Below are 24,857 nucleotides of genomic sequence, written 5' to 3'. Positions count from 1 at the left end.
CTCAGCCGCCCGCGGCCAGGTGCTTGCGCACGTACGCGCGCCAGGTCGGCGCCCACTGCTTGGGGTCGTCGAGCGGCGTCGGGTCGATCTTGTGGATCGTCTGGTTGTAGGGCGCGCCCTTGACGAACTCCGGGTCCCGCCGCGCCTCCGAGGCGACGTGCTCCAGGATCGCCGCGTACTCGTCCAGGTCCTCCCGCGAGTACGACTCCGTCGGCTCCAGCGTGAACGGCTCCGGCACCAGGTAAGGGTGATGGCTGGTCCAGTAGTGGACGCCGAAGTCGGCGGCGCGCACGCCGATCTCCTCCGAGTGCACCCCCGTCTCCTCCGACAGCTCCTGCCAGGAGTAGCGGACCTGCTCGATCCGGCGCTGGTTCCACGGCGCCGAGGCCCCGGGGATCTGCAGCACCTTGTGCATCAGGTAGTTGTTGTTCAGCGCCGCCGTCTCGGCCACCTCGCGCAACCCCTGCGCGCCCAGGGTCATGATCCAGGCGTAGGCGCGCACGATGTTCGGGGTGACGCCGAGGAACGGCCGGATCTTGCCGACGGTCTGCGCGGGCGTCTCCAGCCCGTACGCGTCGCCGTCGAAGGAGACCACGGGCCCGGGCAGGAACGGCTCCAGCTCCGGCGAGACGCCGCAGGCGCCGGCCGCCGGGCCGCCGCAGGCATGCGGCGTGGAGAACGTCTTGTGCAGGTTGAAGTGGCACAGGTCGAACCCGGCGTCGCGGGCCCGGGTGATGCCGAGGATGCCGTTGGCGTTGGCCTGGTCGTAGCAGGCCAGGCCGCCGACCTCGTGCACCAGGTCCACGAACTCCTTGATCCTGGAGTTGTAGATGCCGGTGTCCTCGGGGTTGGTGATCATCAGGGCGGCCGTGCGCGGGCCGACGGCGGCGCGCAGCGCCTCCAGGTCGGGCAGGCCGTTGGCGTCCGGCATGAGGGTGATGACCTCGTACCCGGCGACCTTGGCGCAGGCCGCGTTCGAGGGGTGCGAGAACATCGTGGTGATGACCTGGTCCCGGTGGCTCTCGCCGCGGGCGGCGTGGTAGGCCCTGATCATGGCGATGTTGGCGTAGATGGCCGCCGAGCCCGAACCGGGCTGGAGGGACACGCGTGACATCCCGGAGATCTCGGCCAGCATGCGCTCCAGCCGCCAGTAGATCTCCAGCACGCCCTGCACGGTGTCCTCGTGCTGCAGCGGGTGCAGCTCGGCGATCGCGTTGGCGAACTGGTCGTTGACCTTCGGGCTGTACTTCATCGTGCAGGTGCCCTGGCCGATGTCGATGTTGAGGTCGACGCCCAGGTTCTCCTGCGACAGCCGCAGGTAGTGCCGCACCACGTGCGGCTGCGACATCTCGGGCAGCTTCGGCGGGGTGACCCGGCCGACGCCCTCGGGCAGCTCGACCTTCGGCGCGCCCGGCTCGGGCACGGCTATGCCGCGGCGGCCGGGGCTGGACAGCTCGAAGATGATCGGCTCGTCCCAGCGTGCCTGGTGGAAGCGGCGCAGCGGCGGCTTGGGCGCCACCGGCAGCTCCGCGAAGGACTCGGCTCCGTGCCCGCTCATGCCTGCACAACCTCCTGTACGGCTGCCGCGAGCCGGTCGATGTCCTCGATGGTGTGGCGCTCGGTCACGCAGACCAGCACCGTGCGCTCGTCCAGCGGCACGCCGCCGTAGATGCCGCGCTCGCGCAGCCCGGCGAGCAGCGCCGCGGAGTCGGGCACCTCGATCGCGAACTCGCGGAAGTGCACCGAGCCCCCGTGCCGGACGGTGACCGACCGGGCCAGGGCGTCCATGGCGTACCGGGTGCGGGCCAGGACGGTCTCGCCGAGCTCCTTCATGCCCTGCGGGCCCATCAGCGCGAGGTAGACCCCGGCCGTGATGCCCCACAGCGCGGCGGCGGTGCCCACCCATTCCTTGCCCTCTTCGCGCAGGGCGAAGGAGGTGCGGTCGTAGAAGACGTCGCCGAAGCCGTACTCGCCGGGGACCTTCGTCGGCGCGATGCCGAACAGGCGCGAGGGGAACTCGGCGACCAGCGGCTCGTGGTCCTGGGTGGCGATGTAGCCGGCGTGGCCGCCGCCGTAGTTCTGGTGGATGCCGAGCGACTGGATGTCGCCGCAGACGATGTCGGCGCCGTAGGAGGCGGGCGGGGCCAGCACGCCCAGGGAGATGGGGTCGGCACTGACGACCAGCAGCGCGCCGGCGGCGTGCGCGAGGTCGGCCAGCTCCCGGCCGCGGGTCTCGACGACGCCGTAGACGTTCGGGGTCTCCAGGTAGATCGCGGCGTAGGAGTCGTCGAGCGCGACCTCGCCGATCTGCCCGTCCTCGGCCACCGGGGCCAGCTCGATGGTGATGTCGGGGGCCAGGAAGTCACGCAGCTTGCTCAGCTTGTCGGCGCCGATCGCCCCGGTGACCAGCACCTTCGACCGCTTGGTGTAGCGGCAGGCCATGCGCAGCGCGGTGCCGGACGCCTGGAAGCCGTCGTAGGTGGGGACGTTGACGACGTCCATCTCCAGCAGCTCGCCCATCATGCTGACGTACTCGAACAGGGCCTGGAAGCGGCCGTGGTCCTCGTACGGCTCGCCCGCGTACGCGGTCAGGAACTCGCTCCTGGAGTTGACCTCGTCGCAGACGGCGGGCACGTGGTGCGGGTAGCAGCCGTGGCCGAGGAAGCTGAGCGCCTCCTCGGTGTCGACGGTCCGGGCGAACAGGCCCTTCATGTGGCGCACCAGGTCACGCTCGGCGGTGAACGGCGCCGGAAGGTCGAGCGGCCGGTCCAGCCGCAGCTCCGCGGGGATGTCGGCGTAGAACTCCTCGACGCTCGACGCGCCGACCGCCGCGAGCATCTCGGCTCGCACGCGCGGCTCGGCGTTGGGTATGTACGGGTGCGTCACTTCTCTCCTTCGATCCTGAGCACGACGGCGTCGCGAGGGGCCAGCTCGATGCCGCCCCGCAGTTCGGCCCCGGTGAGCAGGTCCGTCCCCGGATGCGGGAGCGTGACCGGCTGCGGGGCGGTGGTGTGGTTGAGGAGGAACAGGTGGCCGCCCCTCCTGACGGCCTCCACGCCCTGCGGCACGTCGATGCGCTCGATGCCGTCCAGCAGCGGCTCCAGCACCGGCGTCACGTCGTCGAGCAGGCAGCCGACGTAGGTGACCGCGCCCTTGCGGGTGACGGCGGGCAGGCCGTCCAGGTCGCCGCCCTCGAACAGGGCGACGGGCTCGGCGCCCTCCAGCCTGATCCACTCGGCCCAGGTGCGGGCGTCGCCCAGACCGGTCCGCTGGACGTCCCCGTCGGCGAGCGGCCAGAACTCCTCCACGGCGATGCCGAGCAGGTCGGCCAGCGGGCCGGGGGCGCCGCCGTTGTGCACCTGGTCGCTCTCGTCCACCACGCCGCTGAACGGGCCCACGACGAGCCTGCCCTCGTACGCCTCCAGCGCCTTGGCCTGCTCGGCGGTGCACATGTAGAGGTTCGGGGCGATGACCAGGTCGTACGACGACAGGTCCCGGCCGGGCGGCGCGAGGTCGACGGCGATGCCCCTGGCGTGCAGCGGGGCGTACCAGGCGAGCAGCAGCTCCTTGAGCTTGAGCCGGTTGGACGGCATGGACTCGGGCGCCTCCAGGCCCCACCAGCTCGACCAGTCGAGCAGCAGCGCCACCTGGGCGCGGGTCTCGCCTCCCGCGACCTCCGACAGGCGCCGCAGGTCCTCGCCGAGCGCCAGGGTCTCGTGCCAGCCGCGGGTCCGCGTCCCGCCGTGCGGCAACATCGCCGAGTGGAACTTCTCGGGGCCGTACTTGGCCTGCCGCCACTGGAAGAACATCACGCCGTCGGAGCCGTGTGCGAGCGCCTGAAGGCTGTGCAGGCGCATCATGCCCGGCGGCTTGGGGACGTTCACCTCGCGCCAGGACACCGCGGACGGCGCGGACTCCAGCAGCAGCCAGGGCCCCTGCCGCAGCGAGCGCATGAGGTCGTAGCTGAGCGCCACCTGCACGTGCGAGCCGGGATCGGCGGGGTCGGGGTAGGCGTCGTCGCTCACGAAGTCCTCGGCCTCGGCCCACTTCCAGTAGTCGAGGCCGTGCAGGATGCTCATGAAGTTCGTGGTGACCGGGACGCTCGGTGTGATCGCGCGCAGCGCCGCCTTCTCGGCCAGGAACAGCTCCAGGAGCGCGTCGCTGCAGAAGCGCCGCCAGTCGAGGAGCTGGGCGGGGTTGACCGGGCCGGGCGCCGTCCTGGGCGGCTCGACCTGGTCGAAGCTGGTGTAGTGCTGGCCCCAGCAGGAGGTGCCCCAGGCGGCGTTGAGGGCGTCGACGGTGCCGTACCGGTCTTCCAGCCAACGGCGGAAGTGGGCGGCGGACTCGGGGCAGAAGCACTCCAGCGTGTGGTCGGCGTACTCGTTGCCGATGTGCCACATGGCCAGCGCCGGGTGGTCGCCGTAACGCTCGGCCATCGCGGTGGCCATCCGTACGGCGTGCTCGCGGTAGACCGGCGAGCTCGGGCAGTAGCCCTGCCGGGAGCCGAACTCCAGCCGCACGCCGTCGGCGTTGACCGGCATCATCTCGGGGTGCTGGCGCACCAGCCACGGCGGCGGCGTCGCGGTCGCGGTGGCCAGGTCGGCGGCGACGCCGTGCTCGTGCAACAGGTCCAGCACCCGGTCGAGCCACGCGAAGTCGTACGCCCCCCGCGCGGGCTCCAGGCGCGACCAGGAGAACACCGCGACGGTCGCCATGTTGACCCCGGCCTCGGCCATGAGCCGCACGTCCTCGGCCCACACCTCCTCCGGCCACTGCTCCGGGTTGTAGTCCCCGCCGAACAGCAGCCCCGGCATCCGGGTCAGCCCCACTCGAACTCCTCGATCATGCAATGTAATATTTTGTATGCCGAATTCATAGTGCAGTATTTTGCATCACGTCAAGGGTTAAGATTCGGTTGACCTGAACGAGAGGGAGTCCCCCATGCCGATCGAGCGGCGACCGTTGCGCGAGCAGATCAGGGAAGAACTGCTGAGCCGGCTCGATCGAGGTGACTTCGCCGCCGGGACCGACATCAACGAGGCCTCCCTAGCCGCCGACCTGGGCGTCAGCCGTACCCCTCTGCGCGAGGCACTGATCACCCTGGCGGGCGAGGGCGTGCTGGAGAGCACCCAGGGGCGCGGGTTCCGGTTCGCCCCGGTGAGCCGGCGCGAGTTCCGCGAGCTGTGCGAGATCGTGGCCGCCCTGGAGTCGCTGGCCCTCGACTGCTCCGACCCGGCCCACCTGCGCTCGATCGCCCCCGACCTGCTGAAGCTGGCCCAGGACTTCCCCGACAACGTGGCCGAGCAGCAGATCATCGAACGTCACGACGACGAGTGGCACGACCTGCTGCTGAGCGGCTGCCGCAACGAGCGCCTGCTCGACCTCATCACCAGCGTCAAGGCCGGCATGCGCCGCTACGCCCACCTGATCGCCGGCGACGACGCGCCCCTGGAGCGCGAGGCCGCCGAGCACCGCCGGATCGCCGAGTTCCTGCAGGCCGACGAGCCGGCCAAGGCCGCCCAGGCATTGCGCGACAACTGGATCAACGGCATGGAGCGGATGATGTCCCGCATCCCGTAGCCCCACGGAATAGTTGAAAACTAAACTTGGTTGCATGGGGCAGATCCCGCTGGAAGGAGCGCGACATGCCCGCCGTAACCGTTGAGAACCCGCTCACCCTCCCCCGCGTGCCCGCGCCCGTGGCGGGAGTGCCGGAGCGGAAGGTGCTCGCCGTCGAGACCGCGCCCAGCGGGTTCGAGGGTGAGGGCTTCCCCGTGCGCCGCGCCCTTGCGGCGATCAAGCTCGAATACCTCGACCCGTTCGTCATGATGGACCAGATGGGCGAGGTCGACTACGCGGCCGGCGAGCCCAAGGGCACGCCCTGGCATCCGCACCGCGGCTTCGAGACCGTCACGTACATGATCGACGGCGTCATGGAGCACCTCGACTCCAACGGCGGCGGCGGCACGATCACCAACGGCGACACCCAGTGGATGACGGCCGCGTCCGGAATCCTGCACAAGGAGGCGCCGCCGGAGTGGCTGGTCCAGAAGGGCGGCCTGTTCCACGGCATCCAGCTCTGGGTCAACCTGCCGGGCGCCAAGAAGATGATCGCGCCGAAGTACCAGGACATCGGGCGTTCCAGCGTCGCGCTGCTGAGCAGCCACGACGGCGGCGCGCTGGTCCGGCTGATCGCGGGCGAGCTGGCCGGCAACACCGGCCCCGGCAGCACGCAGACGCCGATCACGCTGCTGCACGCCACCATCACCCCGGGCGCGCGGCTGAGCCTGCCGTGGCGCAAGGACTACAACGCCCTGGTCTACGCCCTCTCCGGCCGCGGCACGGTCGGCGCCGAGCGGCGTCCGCTGCACGGCGGGCAGCTCGCGGTCTTCGACGGCTTCGGCAACCGGCCGGGCCGGACCACCCTGGGCGAGACCATCACGATCGAGGCCAAGGACACGCTCGACGTGATCGTCCTGGGCGGTGAGCCGATCGGCGAGCCCGTGGCGCACCACGGCCCGTTCGTCATGAACACCCGCGCCGAGCTGGTCCAGGCGTTCGAGGACTTCCAGGCGGGCCGCCTCGGCACGATCCCGGCCGAGCACGCCCAGTCCTGACCGTCCTCCCCGAAGGCCCGTGCGTCGCGCACGGGCCTTCGCGTTTTCTGGTAGACATTCATTGTGAAGGACGTACATAAATTCGACCAGGAGCCGGACGGCTCCCTCTTCGACCCGCGGGCCAGGGCGGCCATGAGTGAGTTCGTCGGCGGCGACACCGCGCCGTTCGAGGCGGCCGCCGCCGTGCGGACGGCGTACCAGGCCGTGGAGCGCATGCGCGCACACGGCAGCGAGGGGCGCGGGCTCAGCTCCGGCGCGATGGACGTCCTGCTGCGCCTCGGCGCGGCAGGAGCCGGAGGCGGCATCAGCATCGGCGACCTGGCCCAGGCCGCCGGGGTCAGCTCGCGCAACGTCACCGGACTGGTGGACACCCTGGAACGCGACGGCCTGGCGCGGCGGGTCCAGGACAGCCGCGACCGGCGCTCGGTGCTGGCCGTGATCACCGACGAGGGCCGGGCGTGGATCGAGGCGTTCCGCACGCCGTCGCAGATGGCGATGCGGGCGATGTTCCAGGGGTTCACGGCCGCCGACCTGACCGCGCTGCGGCACCTGTGCCTGCGCCTGGCCGACAACCAGCAGCGACTCTCGGCGCACCTGGAGGGGCGATGACCGGCACCCGCGAGGTGGTCAGGGCCTACCACGAGGCCAGGCTCCGCGCCGACGTACCGGCCGCGGCGGCGCTGATCGGCGAGGAGTTCTCCTTCAGGAGCCCGTTCGTCTCCTCGACCGACCCCACCGGCCACCTGGCCGGCATCGAGGCCCTGATGAGCGTGGTGACCGGCGTCGACCTGATCAGCGAGCTGTACGGCGACTCGGCGGCGACCCTCGTCTACGACCTGCACACCGCCACGCCGGTCGGCACCCAGCGCACCGCCGAGCACTTCACCCTCGGCCCGGACGGGCGGATCCGGTCCATCATGCTGATCTTCGACTCCGCGCCCTGGCGGCCGATGGAGGCGGCGATCAGGTGAGCGGCAGGGCGGCGGCGGTCTGGCGCCAGATCCTGCCGTCCCTGACGACCAGCGTCCCGAACGTCGTGACCCGGTTCCCGCCGACGGTCATGACCGCGTTGTAGAAGATCACGTCCCCCTCGATCCGGAGCGACGTGATCTCCTCCACCCGCGGCCCGGCCGCCAGGTAGGCGGTGAACAGCTCGCGGATCTCGGCGGCGCCCCTGGCCGCGCGGTCGAACCGGACGACCACCGCCTCGTCGTGGTACTGGGCGAGCAGGGCCTCCAGGTCGCCGTCGGCGATGGCGGCGAGCTGGCGGTCGAACACTTCCTGGGTCACGATGTGCCTTCCGGGGAGGGGCGCAGCAGGTCGTAACCCACCTGGGCGGCGCCGAACAGCAGGACGAGCGGGAGCGCCGCCGCGACGGGCAGCGCGGAGGAGGCGAGCGTGAGCACGGCGGCGGCCAGCCGGACGACGCCCGCCCGGCGGTCGGCCGAGCACAGGTGCTGGAGGCCGAGCACGGCGAAGACCACGGCGGCCGGCACCCCGACGGCCCAGCTCGTCCCCGACGGGTGCATGAGCGCGTGCTCGATCCCGATGCCGAACGCCACCAGGCCCATCGAGAGCGGCAGGTGCGAGTACACCCACACCTGCCCGGCCAGCTTGGTGCGCAGCACGACGGACTCGTCGACGTGGTCGAAGTACAACCACCAGAAGGCCATCGCGATGGCCACCCCGGCCAGGGCGATCAGCAGCACGGACGGGGTGACGTCGTGCCCCTTGAGCCCGGTGACCACGGCCGCGACCACCTCGCCGAGCACGATCACGACGAACAGCCCGAACCGCTCCGGCAGGTGCTCGCTCTGCGGCGGCAGCTTGCTCTGGTGGCCCCGGCTGAGCAGCGGGGTCGCCAGGTCGATCACCAGCGCCACGGCCCACATCGCGTACCGCTGCGGCGGATCGACGGCGAGGGAGGCCAGCCAGATGACCGCGGCGACGGTGAACCCGGCCGCGTACCGCACGGTGAGCGGCCGGGCCTCGGGCACGTGCCGGCCGGCCCTGAGGTAGGCGACGACGAGCAGGATCCGGGCCGCCGCGTAGGAGAGCGCGAACAGGGCCGAGCGCTGCTCGATGTCGCTGACGCTGGCCGCCATCGTGGCCACCGCGAGGATCTGCGGCAACGCGAGCAGGCGATGGCTGACGTCGTCGGTGTCGAACCGGTTGGCATAGAAGACGTAACCCGCCCAGGACCACCAGACCGGCACGAACAGGCCGACGAAGGTGAGGACGCGGCCGGCGTCGGCGCCGCCGGCGAGCACGTCGGCCAGCTCGGCGACCGCCACGACGAAGACGAGGTCGTAGAGTAGCTCCAGCCAGGTGGCCCGGCGGTGCACCTGCTCGAACAACCGTAAGCGGGGCGGCTGCCATCGGCGGCTAGTCAACGCGGGACCTCCACAATATGTAATTGTGTAATTATGCACGCCTTTCGGCTAGTGCAGTGTCAGGCAGGCCACCCGAGGGCCCGCCTCGCCCGCGTGGGCGCCGCTCTTCGTGGTGGGCCGGGCGTGGATGACCAGCGACTTCGGCAGGGCGGCGGGGTCGAGACTCCAGGAGTGACGGGCCGTCGAGCGGCCCGCGCCCGACCCGTCGGTGGTGACGTCGAGCCAGATCTCGCTGGCCGGGTCGGCGTGGCCGGGGTTGTGCTGGTAGTGGCCGCCGGCGGCGTCGGGGTCGGCGCCGCAGGGCGCGGTGTGCAGGTGGGCGCCGTAGTGGTGGCGGGGCAGGAAGCCCTCCACGACCAGCGAGGTGCGGGTCGTGCCGCCGCTGGACTCGGCCGTGAGGCTGGCCTGCGCGCCCTCGGGAGCCAGGCGGCGGTCGTAGGCGATCGCCGCGGTGTCACCCGAGGTGAACTCACCGCCGCCGCTCAGTTCCGGCAGCCCCGACGGGCTCGGTTTCGCGACCTCCTGCAGCGGCGCCGGTGGCCCCGCGCAGGCGGCCGTCGTGAGCAGGACGAGCAGAAGTGCGGGAACGCGCATGAGGGACCCCCGGATGTGCTGGCGAAGGCCCCTCACTCTAACGAGTAGCCGTACGACTACGAAGCGTGTTCGGCGAATCTCACTTCAGCGCGCCCGAGCTCAACCCGGACTGGATCTGCCGCTGGAAGATGATGTAGATGACCATCACCGGCAGGATGGTCATGCTCAGCGCGGCGAACAGGCCCGGCCAATCCGCCTCGTAGCCGGCCCTGGTGGAGATCCTGGCGATGCCGAGCGTGAGCGGCCACTTCTCCGGCGCGCCGCCCATGAGCGCCAGCGGCAGCAGGTACTGGTTCCACTGCCCCAGGACGTTGAAGATCGTGATGCTGACCAGGCCGGGCTTGGCCATCGGGACCATGATCTGGAAGAACGTCCGGGTGTGCGAGGCGCCGTCGATCAGGGCCGCCTCGGCGACCGCCTCGGGCAGCGTGCGGAAGAACGCGGCCAGGAAGAAGATCGTGAAGGGCAGCGAGTACGCGATGTAGACGATGATCAGGCCGATGTGCGAGTCGAGCAGCCCGAACTGCTTGACGACGAAGAACAGCGGCCCGAGCGCCAGGAAGATGGGGAAGGCGAGCCCGGCGACGAAGTAGTAGTAGATCAGCTTGCCGCCGACGAAGCTGTAGCGGCCCAGCACGTACGCCGCCATCGAGCCGAACAACATCGTGCCCGCCGTGCCGAAGAACACGACGATGACCGTGTTGAGCATGTACTGCCCGACGTGCGCCTTGTCCCAGGCCCGCCCCCAGGCGTCCAGCCGCAGCGCCCCGGGGAGCTGGAGCGGGTCGCCGAAGATCTCGGTGTTGGTCTTGAACGAGGCCAGGAACGTCCACAGCAGCGGCAGGATGATCAGCAGGGCCCAGACGGCCAGGGCCACGTGCGAGAGCCCGCTCAGCACGCCGGGCCGCGGCCTGCCCGCTCCACGCGAAGCCATCAGAGCTCAACCCTTTCACGCCTGGTCGTACGGAGCGTCAGCACGGCGAACGTCACTGTCAGGAAGAACAGCACGACGCCCATCGCCGAGGCGTAGCCGACCTTGTGGTAGTCGAAGGCGGTCTTGTAGATGGTGATGGGCAGGATGGTGGTGGCCCCGTCCGGCTCGCCCCGGTCGCCCGCCAGCACCTGGATCAGCGCGAAGCCGTCGAAGGCGGCGATCCCCAGGTAGATCCAGCCGACCTGGAGGGTGTCGCGCAGCAGCGGCAGCGTGATGGAGAAGAACAGCCGCATCCGGCCGGCGCCGTCGATGGAGGCGGCCTCGAAGTAGTCCTTGGGGATGGCGGCCATGCCCGCGGAGAACAGCACCACGTAGAAGCCGACCGCCTGCCAGACCATCACCGCGATGATCGACCAGAGCGCCAGGCCCGGCTCGGTGAGCCAGCCGATCGGCTCGGAGAGCCCGAGCCTGGCCAGCGTGCCGTTGATCACGCCGTCCTCGTCGGGACGGTAGATGGCCTGGAACAGCACGCCGACCACGGCCACGGCGAGAACCTGGGGGAAGAAGAACACCACCCGGTAGAAATTCGACCCCCAGACCCCGCGCATTCCCGCGCCGCGGGTGCCGCCGCCGAGATTCAGCAGGAACGACAGGAACAGCGCGATGACGATCGTCAGGAGCGGCAGCACCAGCAGGAGAATTCCGTGATTGCGCAGGGCCTGCCAGAAATTGTCGTCGTCGAACAACCGGCCGAAATTGTCCAGCCCCACGAATCGGACGACCGAGCTGACGCCGTTCCAGCTCGTCAGGGAGAGCTGGAACGCCTGAACATATGGGCTGATCACGAAGACCGTGTAAAGCGTGACCGGGACGGCCAGGAACCCGATGACGAATCCGTACTTGCGCAACCGCTCCATGTGCTCAGGCGCTCCGCGTCTGCTTGGTGATGGAGTCGTCCTTCTTGACGTCGTCGGCCTTCTTCTGCATGCGCGTGCAGAATTCGTCAGGGGTGATGCGGCCGGACATCAGGACGTTGGTCTGCTCCCAGCCGTAGTCGAACAGCTCCTTGTACCAGCCCTCGAAGCGGGCGTCGGTGATGATGTTCTCGCCGGCCGCGTCCTGCGCCTTGGATGCGCTGACCAGGCCGGGCGGGAACTCGGAGCTGTCGGCGGCGCCGGTCACCACCGTGAGGTTGCTGGTCTTCTTGGTGAAGCCCGCCGCGCCCTCCTTCGACAACATGATCCGCAGGTACTCCAGGCCGCCCTGCGGGTTCTTGCCCTTCGCCGCGACGACGAAGTTCTCACCCACGCCGACCTGGATCGCGCCGTACGGCATCTTGTCGGAGGCGGTGACGTCGGGGATGGGGGCCAGGGCGTACTCGAAGTCGAGCGGGATGTCCTTGGTCATCTCGTTCTCCAGCCAGGAGCCGCACGGGTAGAACAGCACCTTGTTCTGAAGCTGCTTGACCTGGGTCTGGGTGTGGTCGAGGCCCAGGTACGCCTTGTCGCCGTACTTCTGCTGGATGTCCAGCCACGCGGTGACCGCCTGCTTGACCGCCTCGCTCGTCCAGGCGTTGTCGACGAGGTTGTCGATGTCGATGATGACCTGGTTGCCGCCGATCTTGGCGGCCGTGTACAGGACGTTCCAGAGCTGGTAGTACGGGCCCTTCTTGCCGGGGTAGGCGAAGAGCGCGATGCCCTCCTTCTTGGCCGCCTCGCCGAGCGCCGTGAACTCGGCCCAGGTCTTCGGCACGCTCCACCCCTTGGCGGCGAACAGCTTGGCGTTGTACCACAGCGCCCGGTGGGACACGGTGTAGTTGAGCACCAGGTCCTTGCCGTCGAGCTTGCCGTTCTGCAGCACGAGCGGCGTGATCGTGTCGCGGACCTTCTTGGACGGGTCGTCGAAGGAGGGCGCGTCGTAGAGCGGGGTCAGGTCGGCCAGGTGGCCCTCGGTGGCCAGCGCGGCCAGGTCGAGCGCCTCGGGGCCGGAGTTGTTGATCACGTCGGGCATGTCGTTGCCGACGATGCGCGGCCGGAGCTGGGTGCCGATCTGCTGGGTGGCGGTGTGCTTGATCGTGACGCCGGCGTGGGCCGTCTTGTACAGCTCCTCGTGCAGGTCCTTGGCGTAGGAGTCGCCGTAGCCGCCGCTGAAGATGACCACTTCGAGCGGCTTCTTGACGTCGACGCCGAAGGGGTTCTTGGGGTCCGCCGACGCCGCGATCGACGTGGCGGGCGCCGCCGTGGGCTGGTCGCCGCCACCGCCGCTGGTCGCGCAGGCGCTCAGCAGGCTCGCGCCGGGCCCGGCCACGAGCGCGGTCATGCCGATACGGCGGAGCAGCTGACGCCGAGTGATCTCGCCCGGGTGGGTCATGGGGGCTCCCGAAGAGGATTCAGTTAGGAAAGTTTCCTAAACGTTTGCCCGAACGTACGAACGCCCGCCGACACGCGTCAAGAGGGCGCAATCGAGACGTGACCTTGCCGTGATCCCTTGCCTAGAACGACGTTCTAAAAGCAAGGTTGGTCACATGATTATCGAGTACGCGGACCGGGTGTGGCGCGCCGAGTCTGACGACAGCATCGTGGACACCGGCATGGAGGGCAAGGGCGTCCAGGCCGTGACGGAGGGTGTCGGCTGGTGGTCGGGGTTCGGCAACGCGATCGCCTTCGAGACCGAGGGCGAGCTGCTGCTCTTCGACACCGGCGGACCATGGGCCGCCGCCCGCCTGCACGAGGACGTACGCCGCTGGTCCCGGGCGCCGCTGACCACCGCATTCTACTCCCACGGGCATGTGGATCACGTCTTCGGCACCGGGCCGTTCGAGGAGTCGGGCCCTCGGGCCACCGTGTACGCGCATCAGGCGGTGGTCGATCGGTTCGACCGGTACGTGCTGACAAATGGTTACAACACGGTGATCAACCAGCGGCAGTTCCAGAACACCCGCCTCCGCTGGCCCACCGACTACCGGCGGCCCGACGTCACCTACACCGACGCGCTGACCGTACGGCGCGGCGGGCTGACCTTCGACCTGCTGCACGCCAAGGGCGAGACCGACGACGCCACCATCGGCTACGTGCGCGAACACCGGCTGCTGCTGCCCGGCGACCTGTTCATCTGGGTGACGCCCAACTGCGGAAACCCCCAGAAGGTGCAGCGATACCCGCGCGAGTGGGTGCACGCGCTGCGCCTGATGGCGGCCCTCGACGCCGAGATCATGCTGCCCAGCCACGGCGCCCCGATCTTCGGCGCCGACCGGGTGCGGCAGGCGTTGCTGGAGACGGCCGAATGGCTGGAGTCGATCATCACGCAGACGCTCGACCTGCTCAACGCGGGCGCCCGGCTCGACGAGATCGTGCATGCGGTGAAGCCGTCCGAGCATTATTCCGACCGCCCTTATCTGCGGGCGCGTTATGACGAGCCGGAATTCGTCGTACGCAATCTCTGGCGCCTTTACGGCGGCTGGTACGACGGCAATCCGGCCAATCTCAAACCGGCTCCCGACGCGGTTCTGGCCAAATCCGTGGCGGAACTCGCGGGCGGGGCGCAAGCGCTCGCCGACGCGGCGCTCAAGGCCCTTTCCGAGGGGGACGAACGGCTCGCCGGACATCTCGCGGAAATGGCCGCCCTGGCGGCTCCTGACGATGCGGGTGTGCACCGGGTCAGGGCCCAGGTTTTCGCGGCCCGGGCGGCCGGTGAACAGTCACTGATGGCAAAGGGCATTTTCACCTGGGCCGCCACGGAATCGTCGAACCGGGCCGGTTAGCGGAAGCGCTACGACGTCGGGCCGCTCAGCGACGGGTCACTCGTTCTCGATCCACCAGGGGCTCGGCATCGGAGCGGGCCGCGACCTGGGCAGGGAGTCCCGGGGGACCTCGGGTCCCGCCTTCACGTTCAGCTGGACGGTGTCCGACGCGATCAGCATCACTCTGTCGGCCGTCCAGTCGTCCTTGACGTACTGGGCGTCGACGCCGTACCCCCTGCCGGTGCCGTCGGCCTTCATCCACATCACCACGTACTCGATCTTCAGCCCCCGCCGCGCCAGCTCGGCCCGGATCTCCCCGACGCTCTTGCCGCGTACCTCCAGCCCGTCGGGAACCGGTTCCGGGACTCCCGGCGGGGCAATGACGGCGTACCGTTCGCCCGGCGCGGCCGGACGGCCGATCCCGAAGACGATCCTGCCCTTGTAGCCGGTGGGCATGGAGACCGTGCCGCACCAGACCGACGCACAGGTCCCGGCTTTTGTGACGATCACGCCGGTGCCCGGCGGGAAGCTCCCGGGGGTGGCGGGGCCGAACAGCATGCCCGCGTACTGAGAGGCGACCGGGATCTTGCGTACCTGCGCGTCCAGGCCGACGGCCTTGAACGCCTCGGTGAAGGCGGCCGAGTCGGCCTCGGGGTCGGTGATGGCGACGTCGATGAAGTCGTCACCGGTCTTGAGGGTGACGGCGGCGTTGGCGTACTCGGTGGCCGGGCCGGCGACCGGCAGCGTGACGGCGAGCACGGCGGCCAGCCCGGCGGCCACGGCCCCCAGCACGAACGTCCTGCGCAGCGCCCGGCGGCGCGGCCTCCGGACGGGCCCGCGCTCCTCCGACATGATCGACCGCATGAGCGCCCGCGCCCCCGCGCCGGACGCCTGCCCCACGGGCTCCCCCGCGAGCTCCTCGTCGCCCACGCGGGCGAGATCGGCGATGTTCACAATGAGCTCCCTTCCAGGGCCACGGCGTGCGGGTGTTCGAACCCGGCCTCGGTCAAACGGCGGGCGAAGCGCCGGCGGGCTCGATAGAGCCGGACCCGTACGGCATTGCGCGTTATGCCCAAGGTCGTTGCGATCTGGCCGGTGTCCAGCTTCTCCCAGGCGACCAGGGTGAGCAGTTCGCGGTCGTCGTCGGAGAGCAGGCGGAACGCCCGGGCCAGCGGCGACAGGTCCTCGGCGGACGGCCCGGCGACCACGGGCGCGGCGGCCAGTTCCGCGCGCAACGCCTCGGTACGCCGCTCGTGGCGGCGCTCACCCCGCCGGTGGTTGGCCAGCACCTTCCTGGCCACGCCGTACAGCCAGAGCCGGGCCTCCTCCCCGCGCGGCACCTCCTCGATGCGCCGCCACGCGATCACGAACGTCTCGGCCACGACGTCGGCCGCGTCGTCGGGGTCGGGACATCGGCGTAACGCGTAGCCGAGCAGGGGTCTGTAGGAGGACGCATAGATCTCCTCGAACCGGCTCTCGGGATCGGCTCCCATCCGGTCTCCTTACGTGAGTGTCAACAACACTCACCCCATGTCCGGATTTTTGGCAGCATTACAGCTCTTTGCGGGAGGAGTCGGTTTTGACGGTGAATCGCATCGTAGGCGTCGGTGTGCTGCTCACGGACCCGGACGGGCGCGTGCTGCTCGGCGAGCGGGTGACGGCGGCGGTCACCATGCTGCGGGGCGCCGACGCTCCGCAGGTGACCGAGCCGCACGTCTTCCGCTCATGGCAGTGGTTCGCCTTGGACCGGTTGCCGTCCCCACTGTTCCCGGCGACCGCCCTCGTGCTGGCCGTCCCGGCTTCCGGCTCCCGCGACGGGCTCTACCGGATCACGCCACCCGCCGCCCGGCCGTGATCCCGCTCGTCAGGAGAAGACCTCCTGGAGAGATCGTCCGGCGTTCGCGCGCACGGTCCAGGCCACGAGGTGGTCGACCTCGGCGCAGGCGTCGATCCGCTCACGGACGTCGTCAGGCACCTCGACCCCACGCTCGGCCAACAGACACTTGAGCACACTTCACCTGGAGCGGGTGTACCTGGGCACCCGCTGCCAAGGGCGTCAGCCGTCCGAATCGTCGAACACGTCACGGGCGGACTGAACGCTGCTCGCGCGAACAGTCCAGTGCATGAGCAGGTCGACGTCCGTACAGGCATCGATGCGCGCGCGGACGTCCTGGGGGACATCGATGCCACGCGCGTCCAGCAGGTACAGCACGATTCTCCGTGCGGTCTCGTGACTGCCCGCTGTGTGGCCCACTGCGTGCCCCCGGCCGAAGTGTTGGTGGGCGAACCGGCTGTGGAGCGGCCATTCGGTGGACGCCATGATCTCCTCCAAGATGTCTTTGACCTCGGGCGCGGACATGCTGCAAGCGTATTCACTGTACTTCGGAGCGTGATCGCCGCCGGTCTCCACCAGCGCCGTCGCGAACGCCTCGATGACCTTCCGCTCACGTCCGTGGATCATGACGGACATGACCGCGAGTTCCAGGTGGGCGGCGGCCTCTTGCGGGTCGGTGATGGCCGGTACGTCGTCGGGGCCCAGCACGTACGCCTGGAGGCGGTAGCCGGTGAGCCCGGTGTCGATCGGCTGGGAGTAGTAGGCGGCGGCTCTCCGGTCGGGACAGACGACCAGGACTGTCACGTCGCAGCGCAGCATCAGCCACTGCGCGGCGGCGTGACGGGCCAGTTGCCTCGGGTCTTTGGACTTGTCCTGCTGGATCTCCACGATGATGGCGTGCGCGGGGCTCTGGGGAGGGCCGAGCACGATGCCGAGGTCTGGTTCGATGTCGTCGGAGGGCCTGGTGTTGAACAGGCGGTCCTCCTGCCGGACCAGCGAGGTGGAGGGTAGGTCGACGCCCATGAGGTCACGCAGGATCTCCACCGCCACTTGAGGCCGGTCGGCGAACATCTGTCTGAGAGCGTCATGTCGGGGGGACGGCATGACACTTGTTGTCACATGGTGAGCGCGCAGTGTGACCATCGCTCAAGAGAAGCGGTCGTCCGGGGCTGCGAGCGGGACGCAGGCGCTGCTGCGGGTGGTGGTCGGCCGGGGAAGCACGACGACGAGAGGGCTCGAACGACGGCCGGAGCACCTGAGGGGCCGGAGGGCCGTTCGCGGCGGCGCTCCTGAGGCTCGCGTCCGGCAACCGGGAAGCGCCGTCCGGTGTGGGGTTCCGTGCGCCCACCCGGTAACCAGGTAACGGGTGGGCCGCGGCTGGAGGGTCAGGCGAAGTGGGTGCGGGTTTCGGTGAAGGCTTGGTCGGTGGCTTCCAGGGCTCGGGCCACGTCCTCCTCCGTGTGGGCCGCCGACATGAACCAGTTGTGCCAGGGGTGCAGGTACACCCCGTGCCGCAGGCAGGCGTCGCTCCAGTACAGGGCCGTGGACAGGTCGGCGTCGCCGTCGAAGCTGAGCCACGGGATGGTCACCGGGCCGGTCTGGTTCACGACGAACCCGTGGGACTTGGCCTGGGCGTACAGGCCCTCCCTGAGCTGGGTGCCGGCGCGTTCCATGGCGGCGATGCCGTCCGTGTCGCGCAGGGTCTCGATGGTGGCCTTGGCCGCGGCCATCGCCACCGCCGAGAACCAGAACGAGCCGGTCGTGTAGAGGGTCTGCGCGGCGCCGCGCAGGGCGTCGGTGCCGGTGACGGCGGCGATCGGGTAACCGTTGGCCATGGCCTTGGACCAGGCGGTCAGGTCCGGACGGACCCCGTACGGCTCCCACGACCCCCGCAGGTCGATGCGGAACCCGGCCCGCACGTCGTCGATCACCAGGGCCGCCCCGAGGCGGTCGGCCAGGGCGCGGGCGCCGCGTGCGAACGCGGGCTCGACCAGCTCCTGGTCCTCGAAGGAGTCGTGCTTGAAGGGGGTGCAGATGATCGCCGCGACGTCGCCCTCGACGGTGGCGGCGGCGGCCTCCAGGGACTCCAGCGAGTTGTAGGAGAACTCGACCAGGTCCGCGCGCTCGTTCGGGGTGGTGCCGGCGGTCGAGGGCGTGCACCAGGGGTCGGCGCCGTGGTACGCGCCGTGCGCCATCAGCACCTTCGTCCGCCCGGTGGCGGCGCGGGCGACCATGAGCGCCTGGGTGGTGGCGTCGGTGCCGTTCTTGGAGAACATCGCCCAGTCGGCGCTCGGCACGGTGTCGACCAGCAGCTCGGCCAGCTCGACCATGATCGGTCCGGGGCCGTTGAGGCAGTCGCCGAGCGCGAGTTGCCGGGCGGCGGCCTCCTCCACGCGCGGGTGCCGGTGCCCGAGCACGACCGGGCCCCAGCTGCACATGAGGTCGATGTACTCGCGCCCGTCCACGTCCCATTGGCGGCAGCCCTCGCCGCGCTGGAAGAACTGGGGGTAGCCGGGGGCGAAGATGGCCGCGTTGAGGTGCCCGTACATGCCGCCGGGGACGACCTTCAGCGCGCGCTCGCGGAGTTCGGCGTCTGTCATGCGAGAGTCCTTAGGGTGGAGTCGAGGTCGGTGAGGCCCGCGTCGGAGCCGAGGCCGGTGGCCACGCGGGCCGCCGCGGCGGTGCCCCAGCGGGCGGCCTCCAGCACGTCGCGGCCGTGCAGGAGCCCGGTCAGGAAACCGGCGCAGTACGCGTCCCCGCACCCGGTCGTGTCGGCGACCTCCGTCTTCAGCGCCGGCACCCGCTCGGGACCGCCGTCGGAGGTCAGCACGAGGCTGCCGGCCGCGCCGAGGGTGACGAGCACGCCCTTCGGGCCGTCGGCGAGCAGGGTCGCGGCGGCGGTGTCCACGTCGGCGTCGCCGGTCATGAGCAGGGCCTGCGACTCGTTGGGCAGCACGTAGTCCACGTGGGGCAGGAACGCGCGGGCCATCGCCAGCAGGTCGGGCAGCTCCGACAGCAGGTCCATCGTGACGATCGTGCCCGCGGCCCGCACCTCGTCGAGGAGGGCGAAGAAGGCGGGGTCGCCCAGGCCGAAGGTGACGTCCATGCCGCCCAGGTGGATGGCCCGCGCGCGGCGCAGCACGTCGGGGTCCAGGTCGGCGAGGGTGACGCCGAGGTTGGCGCCGGGCACGTGGAAGCTGGGCCGGCCGCCGTCGGGGCGGATGGGCAGGATCGAGGCGGCGGTCTGTTCGCCGGCCCTGCGGACCAGGCGGGTGGCGTCCACGCCGCGCTTGGCGAGGACGGCCTGCAGGAAGTCGCCGAGCTCGTCGTCCCCGATCGCGCCCATGGTGATCACGTCGTTGCCGAGTTTGACCAGGTCGACGGCGGTTCCGGCGGCGGCGCCGGCGGCCGTGAGGCGGATCTGCTCGACGAGTACGGTGTCCTGGCCCTCGGGGATGTGCTCGACGGGCCTGGCGAGGATGTCGACGATGTGCACGCCGACAGTGGCGACGGTCATGGTCTAAATAGACAGACGTCCGAATAAAAAGTCAATATGGTAGGAGTCGCCGCGACAAGAGGGGGATCCGATGCCGAAGATCGTCGATCACGATGAGCGCAGGGCCGAGGTCCTGTCGGCGGCCCGCAGGGTGATCGTCAGGGACGGCATCGACGCCGCCACCACCAGGGCCATCGCCAAGGAGGCCGGCTACTCCAACGGGGTGCTCGCGCACTACTTCGCCGACAAGGACGAGATCCTGCTGTCGGCGCTGCGCCAGTCGCACCAGCGCATCAGGGCGCGGCTGACGCGCAAGGTCGAGGGCGTCACCGGCCTGGCGGCCCTGCGCGAGCTGCTGCTGGACAACCTCCCGCTGGACGCCGACCGCACCCAGGAGAGCCGCCTGGAGGTCAGCTTCTGGAGCCGCAGCCTGGCCTCCGAACGGCTGGCCGAGGTCCAGACCGCCGAGGCCGACGAGCTGCGCGCCGCCGTACGGGAGCTGCTCGGCCAGGCCCGCGCGGCCGGCGAGCTGCGCGCGGACGGCAGCCTCGACGACCTCGCCGAACACCTGCTCGCCCTGGTCGACGGCCTGAGCCTGCACCTGCTCCTCTACCCGGGCCGGCTCACCCGCGTCGACCTCGAACGCCTCATGCTCCGGGCCCTCGACCGCCTCTGAGGCGAAAAGCACCCAAAAACGTCGCTGGAAGTATTTCGGACGACCGACTACTCTGCCGTCGCATGAGCCTCCGCGAGCAGTTGTGCGAGTACGGCAGGCGCGCCGTCGAGCTGGGCCTGGTCATCGGCACCTCGGGCAACCTGAGCGTGCGCCGGGGCGACCAGGTGGCGGTCACCCCCTCCGGTGTGGCGCTCGACCGGCTGACCCCGGAGGCGTGCCCGATCGTGGACATGGAGGGTTACCTGGTCGAGGGCGAGCTGCAGCCGTCGTCGGAGACCCCCATGCACCTGGCCGTCTACCAGGCGACGGGCACTCAGGCGATCGTGCACACGCATTCGGTGTTCGGGACGGTCGTGGCCACGACGATGACGGAGCTGCCGCCGGTCCACTACAACGCGCTGCTGCTGGGCGGCGTGGTCAAGGTGGCCGAGTACGCCACGTACGGCACGCCGGAACTGGCCGCCAATGTGCGGGCGGCGCTGGAGGGCAGGCAGGCCGCCCTGATGGCCAACCACGGCGGGGTGACCATCGGGGCGACGATGGAGCAGGCGTTCGAGGCCACCCGCCTGCTGGAGTGGCTGTGCGAGGTCTACGTGCGCGGGCTCGCCGTGGGCAAGCCCGCGGTCCTGACCGACGAGCAGCTCGCCGCCGTCGTGGAGCGCGCGGCCAACCCGCCGGTGTTCCCGCGCCGCCCGAGCTAGCCCCGGGAGCGCGAGCGGGCCGGTCAGGCCAGCGCGGCCTGTTCGGCCAGGCCCAGGGGCAGGCCGCCGGACCCGGCGATCCGGTCGTGGAACTCGCGCAGCGACCCCGTGAACGACTCGCGGATGCGGTCGATCTCGATGGCCCCCGTCAGGTACGACGGCGCCTGCGTCGGCCAGGCGCAGTAGCGGTTCACCTCGCCCCGGGCGGTGCCGGGCGACAGCGACGCCTTGGTGGCCATGAACGTCTCGGCCTCCTCGATCGACATGTCCTCGCAGTGCAGCGCGGTGTCGACGATGATCCGGGCGGCGCGGAAGAGGCGGAAGTCCAGGTGGGCCAGCTCGGTGGCGGGGGTGTCGAAGTAGCCCTGCTCGTGCAGCACCTTCTCGACGTACAGGGCCCAGCCCTCGGTGAAGTACGGCGTCCTGAAGACCTTGCGGACCGTACGCGGGTTGTCCGCCATGTACGACAGGTGCCAGTGGTGGCCGGGGTAGGCCTCGTGCACGGCGATCGAGGGCATCTGGGCGCGCGCGTTGGTCCGCAGGCGCTGGCGTACCTGCTCCTCGGTGAAGTCGTCAGGGGTGAAGGGGACGAAGAAGATGCCCCTGCGCGAGCTGCTGAGCGGCGGCGGCGACAGGTAGTGGGCGACGTACAGCACCGGGCGGGCGTACTCGGCCGACGGCAGGACCTCGCACTCCTCCCCCTCGGCGAAGGTGACGAGCCCGCGCTCGCGGACGAACTCACGGGCCCGCCGGGTCTCGGCCTCGTACTCTGACCGCATGGCCTCCAGGGTGGGCGGGTGGTCGTCCATGAGGGACTCCATCGCGGCCCGCCAGTCCTCGGTGCCGTTGAGGCCGAGGGCGACCCGGCGCATCCGGGCGTCCAGGTCGCTCCAGGCGGCCCTGCCCTTGGCGTGCAGCTCGGCGGCGCCGTAGGTGAGCATCTCGCGCTCGCGCAGCAGGGTGGAGTAGAGCTTCTCCCCCATCCGCCAGGTGCCGCCGCACTGGAAGCCTTCGAGGAAGGCGACCATCGCGTCGAACGCGTCGGCGGCGGGTTCGGCGGCCTTGGCCAGCCGGGCGCGCAGGGCCTCGTCGGCGACCATCGCGGGGAGCGTGCGGGTGAGGAAGTTGCGGCCGGTACGGGCCTGGCCGAGCCCCCGCGTGACCAGCAGCGGCGCGGCGAGGTCGGGGTCCAGGTTGGCCTGGCAGGCGGCCAGCACGCCGGGCACCTCGGCCAGGCGCGAGACGGCGGCGGCGACGAGCTCGGCCTCCGGCTTGAGCCGCTGCTGGAAGGCGTTGAACAACGATCCGAAGACGGCCGAGAGGTAGAGGCCCGGGTTGCGCCGCCACTCGGGCCAGGATTCGAGCGCGACCGAGCCTCTCAGCTGGGACAGGACCAGGTCTCTGTCGATGGCGTCGTCCAGCGAGTCGGCCGGGGACTTGGAGAGGCGTTCGATCCAGCGGATCTCCTCCCGGGCGCGGTTCTCCCAGGCGGAGGCGGTGAAATCGCCGAGGGTGTGGTCGTAGCCGTCGGCTCCCAATTGGCTGGCGACGACGGGACGGTCGGAAAAGTACCAGTTGAGAAACTCGTCCACCTACGCACCATATCCTGACGTTCATGCCCCTGCAGATCACTGGCGCGCTAGGCGACCCCGACCTCATCCGGCTCCCCTGGGACGTCCCGCTGGCCGACTGGCCCAAGCATCATCTGGTCGATCTGCCGCGCGGCATCTCCCGCCACGTCGTACGGTTCGCCCGGCTCTCCGGCAAGGTCTACGCGATCAAGGAGATCAGCGAGCGGTACGCCAGGCGGGAGTACCAGCTCCTGTGGGACCTGGCCCGGCTGGACGCCCCGGCCGTGGAGCCCGTGGCGTACGTGACCGGCCGCGACGACGACCTGGACGCCGCGCTGATCACCCGCCATCTGCAGTTCTCGCTCCCCTACCGCGCCGTGATGTCGGGCACCCTGCGCCCCGACACGCTCACCCGCCTGCTCGACGCGCTGGCCGTGCTGCTGGTGCGCCTGCATTTGAACGGCTTCTACTGGGGCGACTGCTCGCTGTCCAACACGCTGTTCCGCCGGGACGCCGGCGCCTTCGCCGCCTACCTGGTGGACGCCGAGACCGGCGAGATGCACCCGATGATCAGCGAGGGCCAGCGGCTGACCGACATCGACGTCGCCCACACCAACATCTTCGGCGAGATGCTCGACCTGGAGGCCGGCGGGCTGCTGCACCCGTCGATCGACCCCATGGAGACCGCGGAGGACATCGTCACCCGCTACCACCGCCTGTGGGCCGAGATCACCGACAGCGAGATCATCGACGAGGTCGACTGGCACCGCGTGGAGCAGCGCATCCGCCGCCTGAACCTGCTCGGCTTCGACGTGGCCGAGATGATGGTGCGGCGCAAGGTCGGCACCGGCCGGCTGATCGTGCGGCCGAAGGTGGTGGACGCCGGCCACCACCAGCGCCGGCTGATCAGGCTGACCGGGCTCGACGTGGAGGAGAACCAGGCGCGGCGGCTGCTCAACGACCTGGACGGCTACCGGGTCGCCAAGGGCCTGCGCCACGAGGACGAGGCCATCGTGGCGCACCGCTGGCTCGCCGAGGTCTTCCACCCCACGGTCGACGACATCCCCGCGGAGCTGCGCGGCAAGCTGGAGCCCGCGCAGCTCTTCCACGAGATCCTCGACCACCGCTGGTACCTGTCGGAGACGGCGGGCGGCGACGTCGGGCTGGCCACGGCGGTGAAGTCGTACGTGGACAACGTGCTGGTGCACAAGCCCGACGAGAAGGCGCTGCTGCCCGACGACCAGGACGAGGACGATCAGTAGGCGACGGTGATGCGGGTGCGCGGGTGGGCGTTCTCCGCCAGTTCGTCGGCGATCGCCACCGCGTAGTCCTCGGCCGTGATGAAGCTGCGGCCGTCGGCGTCGCTGAGCAGGTCGTCGTGGCCGATCCGGTAGACCCCGGTGCGCTCGCCCGGCGCGATCTCGGCGGCGGGTGAGACGTAGGTCCAGTTCAGGTCGGTCACCTCGCGGTAGAGCCCGAGCACCGTCCGCGCGGCCCTGGCCTCCTTCTTGTAGATCTCCGGGAAGCCGGGCGTGTCGACGAGGTCGAGGCCGGGGCCGGCCTTGAGGCTGCCCGCGCCGCCCACGACCACCACGCGGCTCACCCCGGCGGTCCGCAGGCCGTCGATGAGCGCGCGGTTGGCGGCCAGGAACGGCGGCTCGGGCTCGGTGCCGTCGCGCGGCGGGGCGATGGCGCAGACGACGGCGTCGTAGCCCTCGGCGAGCGTGGCGGCGTCGTGGACGTCGCCCTTGACGGGACCGCGGCGGCTGACACCGGTGACGTCGTGGCCGCGGCCGGTGAGTTCGGTGACGATGCGCTGGCCGATCATGCCGGTCGCGCCGAACACGAGGATCTTCATGAGAAGCACAGTATCCAATGGATACTGGTTACTTCATCGTGCTATAAGTACCTTATGGATACCGGTGATGCCTTCGACCCGAACTGCCCGACCCGGCTGGTCCTCGACCGGATCGGCGACAAGTGGTCGGTGCTGGTGCTGCTCAGCCTCAGCGACGGGCCGATGCGCTTCACCGTGCTGCGGGGGCGGATCGGCGGGGTGACGCCGAAGGTCCTCACGCAGACGCTGCGGGCCATGGAGCTGGACGGGCTGATCACCCGCGAGGTCTTCGCCGAGGTGCCACCGCGGGTGGAGTACGCGCTGACCGACCTCGGACGCTCGCTGCACACGCCGATCTCGGTGGTGGCGCGGTGGGCCGAGGAGAACGTTTCCGAAATCATCCGCCATCGTGAAAAAGTCTCGTGAATTGATCTTATTTCCGCACTAGTGATGCTTTTCTTCGCC

26 protein-coding genes are annotated in these 24,857 nt (G+C 70.1%); 10 read left to right on the top strand and 16 right to left on the bottom strand.

What is annotated here, in order from left to right; translation table 11 throughout:
* Window position 1 precedes the first annotated feature (1 nt).
* From gcvPB to ABZ815_RS18275, 3 genes are read right to left on the bottom strand one after another with little or no spacing between them, the layout of a single operon-like run.
* A complete protein-coding gene (gene gcvPB / locus ABZ815_RS18285) occupies window positions 2-1,558 on the bottom strand; it encodes an aminomethyl-transferring glycine dehydrogenase subunit GcvPB (protein WP_357699198.1) in 1,557 nt (518 codons plus the stop codon).
* Window positions 1,555-2,886, bottom strand: a complete 1,332-nt coding sequence (gene gcvPA, locus ABZ815_RS18280) for an aminomethyl-transferring glycine dehydrogenase subunit GcvPA (protein WP_357699196.1) — start codon at window positions 2,884-2,886, stop codon at window positions 1,555-1,557. The genes gcvPB and gcvPA overlap by 4 nt, the downstream gene beginning before the upstream one ends.
* On the bottom strand, window positions 2,883-4,829 hold the full coding sequence (locus ABZ815_RS18275) for a beta-galactosidase (RefSeq protein WP_357699194.1): 1,947 nt from the start codon (window positions 4,827-4,829) through the stop codon (window positions 2,883-2,885). Before ABZ815_RS18275 ends, gcvPA begins: the two co-directional genes overlap by 4 nt.
* A 112-nt stretch (window positions 4,830-4,941) precedes the next feature.
* Here ABZ815_RS18275 and ABZ815_RS18270 point away from each other — a divergent pair, with 112 nt between their 5' ends.
* The 4 genes from ABZ815_RS18270 to ABZ815_RS18255 all read left to right on the top strand — a co-directional run bounded on the left by ABZ815_RS18270 (window position 4,942) and on the right by ABZ815_RS18255 (window position 7,588).
* Window positions 4,942-5,580 (top strand): GntR family transcriptional regulator, encoded by a 639-nt coding sequence (locus ABZ815_RS18270; RefSeq protein WP_357699192.1) that lies wholly within the window; start codon window positions 4,942-4,944, stop codon window positions 5,578-5,580.
* Between the two features lie 65 nt (window positions 5,581-5,645).
* Window positions 5,646-6,617 carry a pirin family protein gene (locus tag ABZ815_RS18265; RefSeq protein WP_357699190.1) on the top strand — a complete coding sequence of 324 codons (972 nt, stop codon included), beginning with the start codon at window positions 5,646-5,648 and terminating at the stop codon, window positions 6,615-6,617.
* 63 nt (window positions 6,618-6,680) lie between these two features.
* A complete protein-coding gene (locus ABZ815_RS18260; RefSeq protein ID WP_357699188.1) occupies window positions 6,681-7,226 on the top strand; it encodes a MarR family transcriptional regulator in 546 nt (181 codons plus the stop codon).
* Entirely contained in the window at window positions 7,223-7,588 is a 366-nt protein-coding gene (locus ABZ815_RS18255) for a hypothetical protein (RefSeq protein WP_357699186.1), read from the top strand. The genes ABZ815_RS18260 and ABZ815_RS18255 overlap by 4 nt, the downstream gene beginning before the upstream one ends.
* On the opposite strand, the gene ABZ815_RS18250 is transcribed toward ABZ815_RS18255, so the two are convergent.
* The 6 genes from ABZ815_RS18250 to ngcE form a co-directional block, all read right to left on the bottom strand.
* Entirely contained in the window at window positions 7,581-7,907 is a 327-nt protein-coding gene (locus ABZ815_RS18250; protein WP_357699184.1) for a nuclear transport factor 2 family protein, read from the bottom strand. The genes ABZ815_RS18255 and ABZ815_RS18250 overlap by 8 nt on opposite strands.
* A complete protein-coding gene (locus ABZ815_RS18245; RefSeq protein WP_357699182.1) occupies window positions 7,904-9,010 on the bottom strand; it encodes a low temperature requirement protein A in 1,107 nt (368 codons plus the stop codon). The genes ABZ815_RS18250 and ABZ815_RS18245 overlap by 4 nt, the downstream gene beginning before the upstream one ends.
* Before the next feature lie 48 nt (window positions 9,011-9,058).
* Window positions 9,059-9,604: a superoxide dismutase family protein gene (locus tag ABZ815_RS18240; RefSeq protein WP_357699180.1), complete on the bottom strand. Its 546-nt coding sequence runs from the start codon at window positions 9,602-9,604 to the stop codon at window positions 9,059-9,061.
* Window positions 9,605-9,683: 79 nt separating this feature from the next.
* Window positions 9,684-10,538 carry a carbohydrate ABC transporter permease gene (locus ABZ815_RS18235; RefSeq protein ID WP_357699179.1) on the bottom strand — a complete coding sequence of 285 codons (855 nt, stop codon included), beginning with the start codon at window positions 10,536-10,538 and terminating at the stop codon, window positions 9,684-9,686.
* Window positions 10,538-11,455 (bottom strand): sugar ABC transporter permease, encoded by a 918-nt coding sequence (locus tag ABZ815_RS18230; RefSeq protein WP_357699177.1) that lies wholly within the window; start codon window positions 11,453-11,455, stop codon window positions 10,538-10,540. The genes ABZ815_RS18235 and ABZ815_RS18230 overlap by 1 nt, the downstream gene beginning before the upstream one ends.
* A 4-nt stretch (window positions 11,456-11,459) precedes the next feature.
* Entirely contained in the window at window positions 11,460-12,857 is a 1,398-nt protein-coding gene (gene ngcE / locus ABZ815_RS18225) for an N-acetylglucosamine/diacetylchitobiose ABC transporter substrate-binding protein (RefSeq protein WP_357699175.1), read from the bottom strand.
* Between the two features lie 229 nt (window positions 12,858-13,086).
* Between ngcE and ABZ815_RS18220 the strand changes: the two genes are divergently transcribed.
* Window positions 13,087-14,298, top strand: a complete 1,212-nt coding sequence (locus ABZ815_RS18220) for an alkyl sulfatase dimerization domain-containing protein (RefSeq protein WP_357699173.1) — start codon at window positions 13,087-13,089, stop codon at window positions 14,296-14,298.
* Between the two features lie 36 nt (window positions 14,299-14,334).
* On the opposite strand, the gene ABZ815_RS18215 is transcribed toward ABZ815_RS18220, so the two are convergent.
* Together ABZ815_RS18215 and ABZ815_RS18210 are read right to left on the bottom strand one after the other, a co-directional pair.
* The gene (locus ABZ815_RS18215) at window positions 14,335-15,231 is read right to left on the bottom strand and encodes a hypothetical protein (protein WP_357699171.1); all 897 of its coding nucleotides are present in this window, start codon (window positions 15,229-15,231) and stop codon (window positions 14,335-14,337) included.
* Window positions 15,228-15,770 (bottom strand): sigma-70 family RNA polymerase sigma factor, encoded by a 543-nt coding sequence (locus tag ABZ815_RS18210; protein ID WP_357699169.1) that lies wholly within the window; start codon window positions 15,768-15,770, stop codon window positions 15,228-15,230. The genes ABZ815_RS18215 and ABZ815_RS18210 overlap by 4 nt, the downstream gene beginning before the upstream one ends.
* A 92-nt stretch (window positions 15,771-15,862) precedes the next feature.
* On the opposite strand from ABZ815_RS18210, the gene ABZ815_RS18205 reads away from it, so the two are divergent.
* Window positions 15,863-16,132, top strand: coding sequence for a hypothetical protein (locus ABZ815_RS18205; RefSeq protein WP_357699167.1), 270 nt, complete (start codon window positions 15,863-15,865; stop codon window positions 16,130-16,132).
* A 201-nt stretch (window positions 16,133-16,333) separates the two neighbouring features.
* Here the strand turns inward: ABZ815_RS18205 and ABZ815_RS18200 are convergent, their stop codons facing one another.
* From ABZ815_RS18200 to ABZ815_RS18190, 3 genes are all read right to left on the bottom strand, one after another.
* Entirely contained in the window at window positions 16,334-17,182 is an 849-nt protein-coding gene (locus ABZ815_RS18200) for a hypothetical protein (protein WP_357699165.1), read from the bottom strand.
* 314 nt (window positions 17,183-17,496) lie between these two features.
* Window positions 17,497-18,711, bottom strand: a complete 1,215-nt coding sequence (locus tag ABZ815_RS18195; RefSeq protein WP_357699163.1) for an aminotransferase class III-fold pyridoxal phosphate-dependent enzyme — start codon at window positions 18,709-18,711, stop codon at window positions 17,497-17,499.
* A complete protein-coding gene (locus ABZ815_RS18190; RefSeq protein ID WP_357699161.1) occupies window positions 18,708-19,628 on the bottom strand; it encodes a carbohydrate kinase family protein in 921 nt (306 codons plus the stop codon). Before ABZ815_RS18190 ends, ABZ815_RS18195 begins: the two co-directional genes overlap by 4 nt.
* A gap of 70 nt (window positions 19,629-19,698) precedes the next feature.
* Between ABZ815_RS18190 and ABZ815_RS18185 the strand changes: the two genes are divergently transcribed.
* Together ABZ815_RS18185 and ABZ815_RS18180 are read left to right on the top strand one after the other, a co-directional pair.
* The gene (locus ABZ815_RS18185) at window positions 19,699-20,283 is read left to right on the top strand and encodes a TetR/AcrR family transcriptional regulator (protein WP_357699159.1); all 585 of its coding nucleotides are present in this window, start codon (window positions 19,699-19,701) and stop codon (window positions 20,281-20,283) included.
* A gap of 62 nt (window positions 20,284-20,345) precedes the next feature.
* Window positions 20,346-20,984 carry a class II aldolase/adducin family protein gene (locus ABZ815_RS18180; RefSeq protein WP_357699157.1) on the top strand — a complete coding sequence of 213 codons (639 nt, stop codon included), beginning with the start codon at window positions 20,346-20,348 and terminating at the stop codon, window positions 20,982-20,984.
* 23 nt (window positions 20,985-21,007) lie between these two features.
* Here the strand turns inward: ABZ815_RS18180 and ABZ815_RS18175 are convergent, their stop codons facing one another.
* Window positions 21,008-22,576 (bottom strand): DUF885 domain-containing protein, encoded by a 1,569-nt coding sequence (locus tag ABZ815_RS18175; RefSeq protein ID WP_357699155.1) that lies wholly within the window; start codon window positions 22,574-22,576, stop codon window positions 21,008-21,010.
* A gap of 23 nt (window positions 22,577-22,599) precedes the next feature.
* Between ABZ815_RS18175 and ABZ815_RS18170 the strand changes: the two genes are divergently transcribed.
* Entirely contained in the window at window positions 22,600-23,817 is a 1,218-nt protein-coding gene (locus tag ABZ815_RS18170; protein WP_357699153.1) for a DUF4032 domain-containing protein, read from the top strand.
* On the opposite strand, the gene ABZ815_RS18165 is transcribed toward ABZ815_RS18170, so the two are convergent.
* Complete coding sequence (locus ABZ815_RS18165) at window positions 23,811-24,413, bottom strand: NAD(P)H-binding protein (RefSeq protein ID WP_357699151.1); 603 nt, start codon at window positions 24,411-24,413, stop codon at window positions 23,811-23,813. The two genes, ABZ815_RS18170 and ABZ815_RS18165, sit on opposite strands and share 7 nt — an antisense overlap.
* Window positions 24,414-24,467: 54 nt before the next feature.
* Here ABZ815_RS18165 and ABZ815_RS18160 point away from each other — a divergent pair, with 54 nt between their 5' ends.
* Entirely contained in the window at window positions 24,468-24,818 is a 351-nt protein-coding gene (locus tag ABZ815_RS18160; protein ID WP_357699149.1) for a helix-turn-helix domain-containing protein, read from the top strand.
* The last annotated feature ends 39 nt before the right edge of the window (window positions 24,819-24,857 follow it).

The sequence above is a fragment of the Nonomuraea sp. NPDC047529 genome (genome assembly GCF_040642995.1).
In the GTDB taxonomy this organism is placed as follows: domain Bacteria; phylum Actinomycetota; class Actinomycetes; order Streptosporangiales; family Streptosporangiaceae; genus Nonomuraea.
This window is presented reverse-complemented; position numbering and strand designations above follow the sequence as displayed.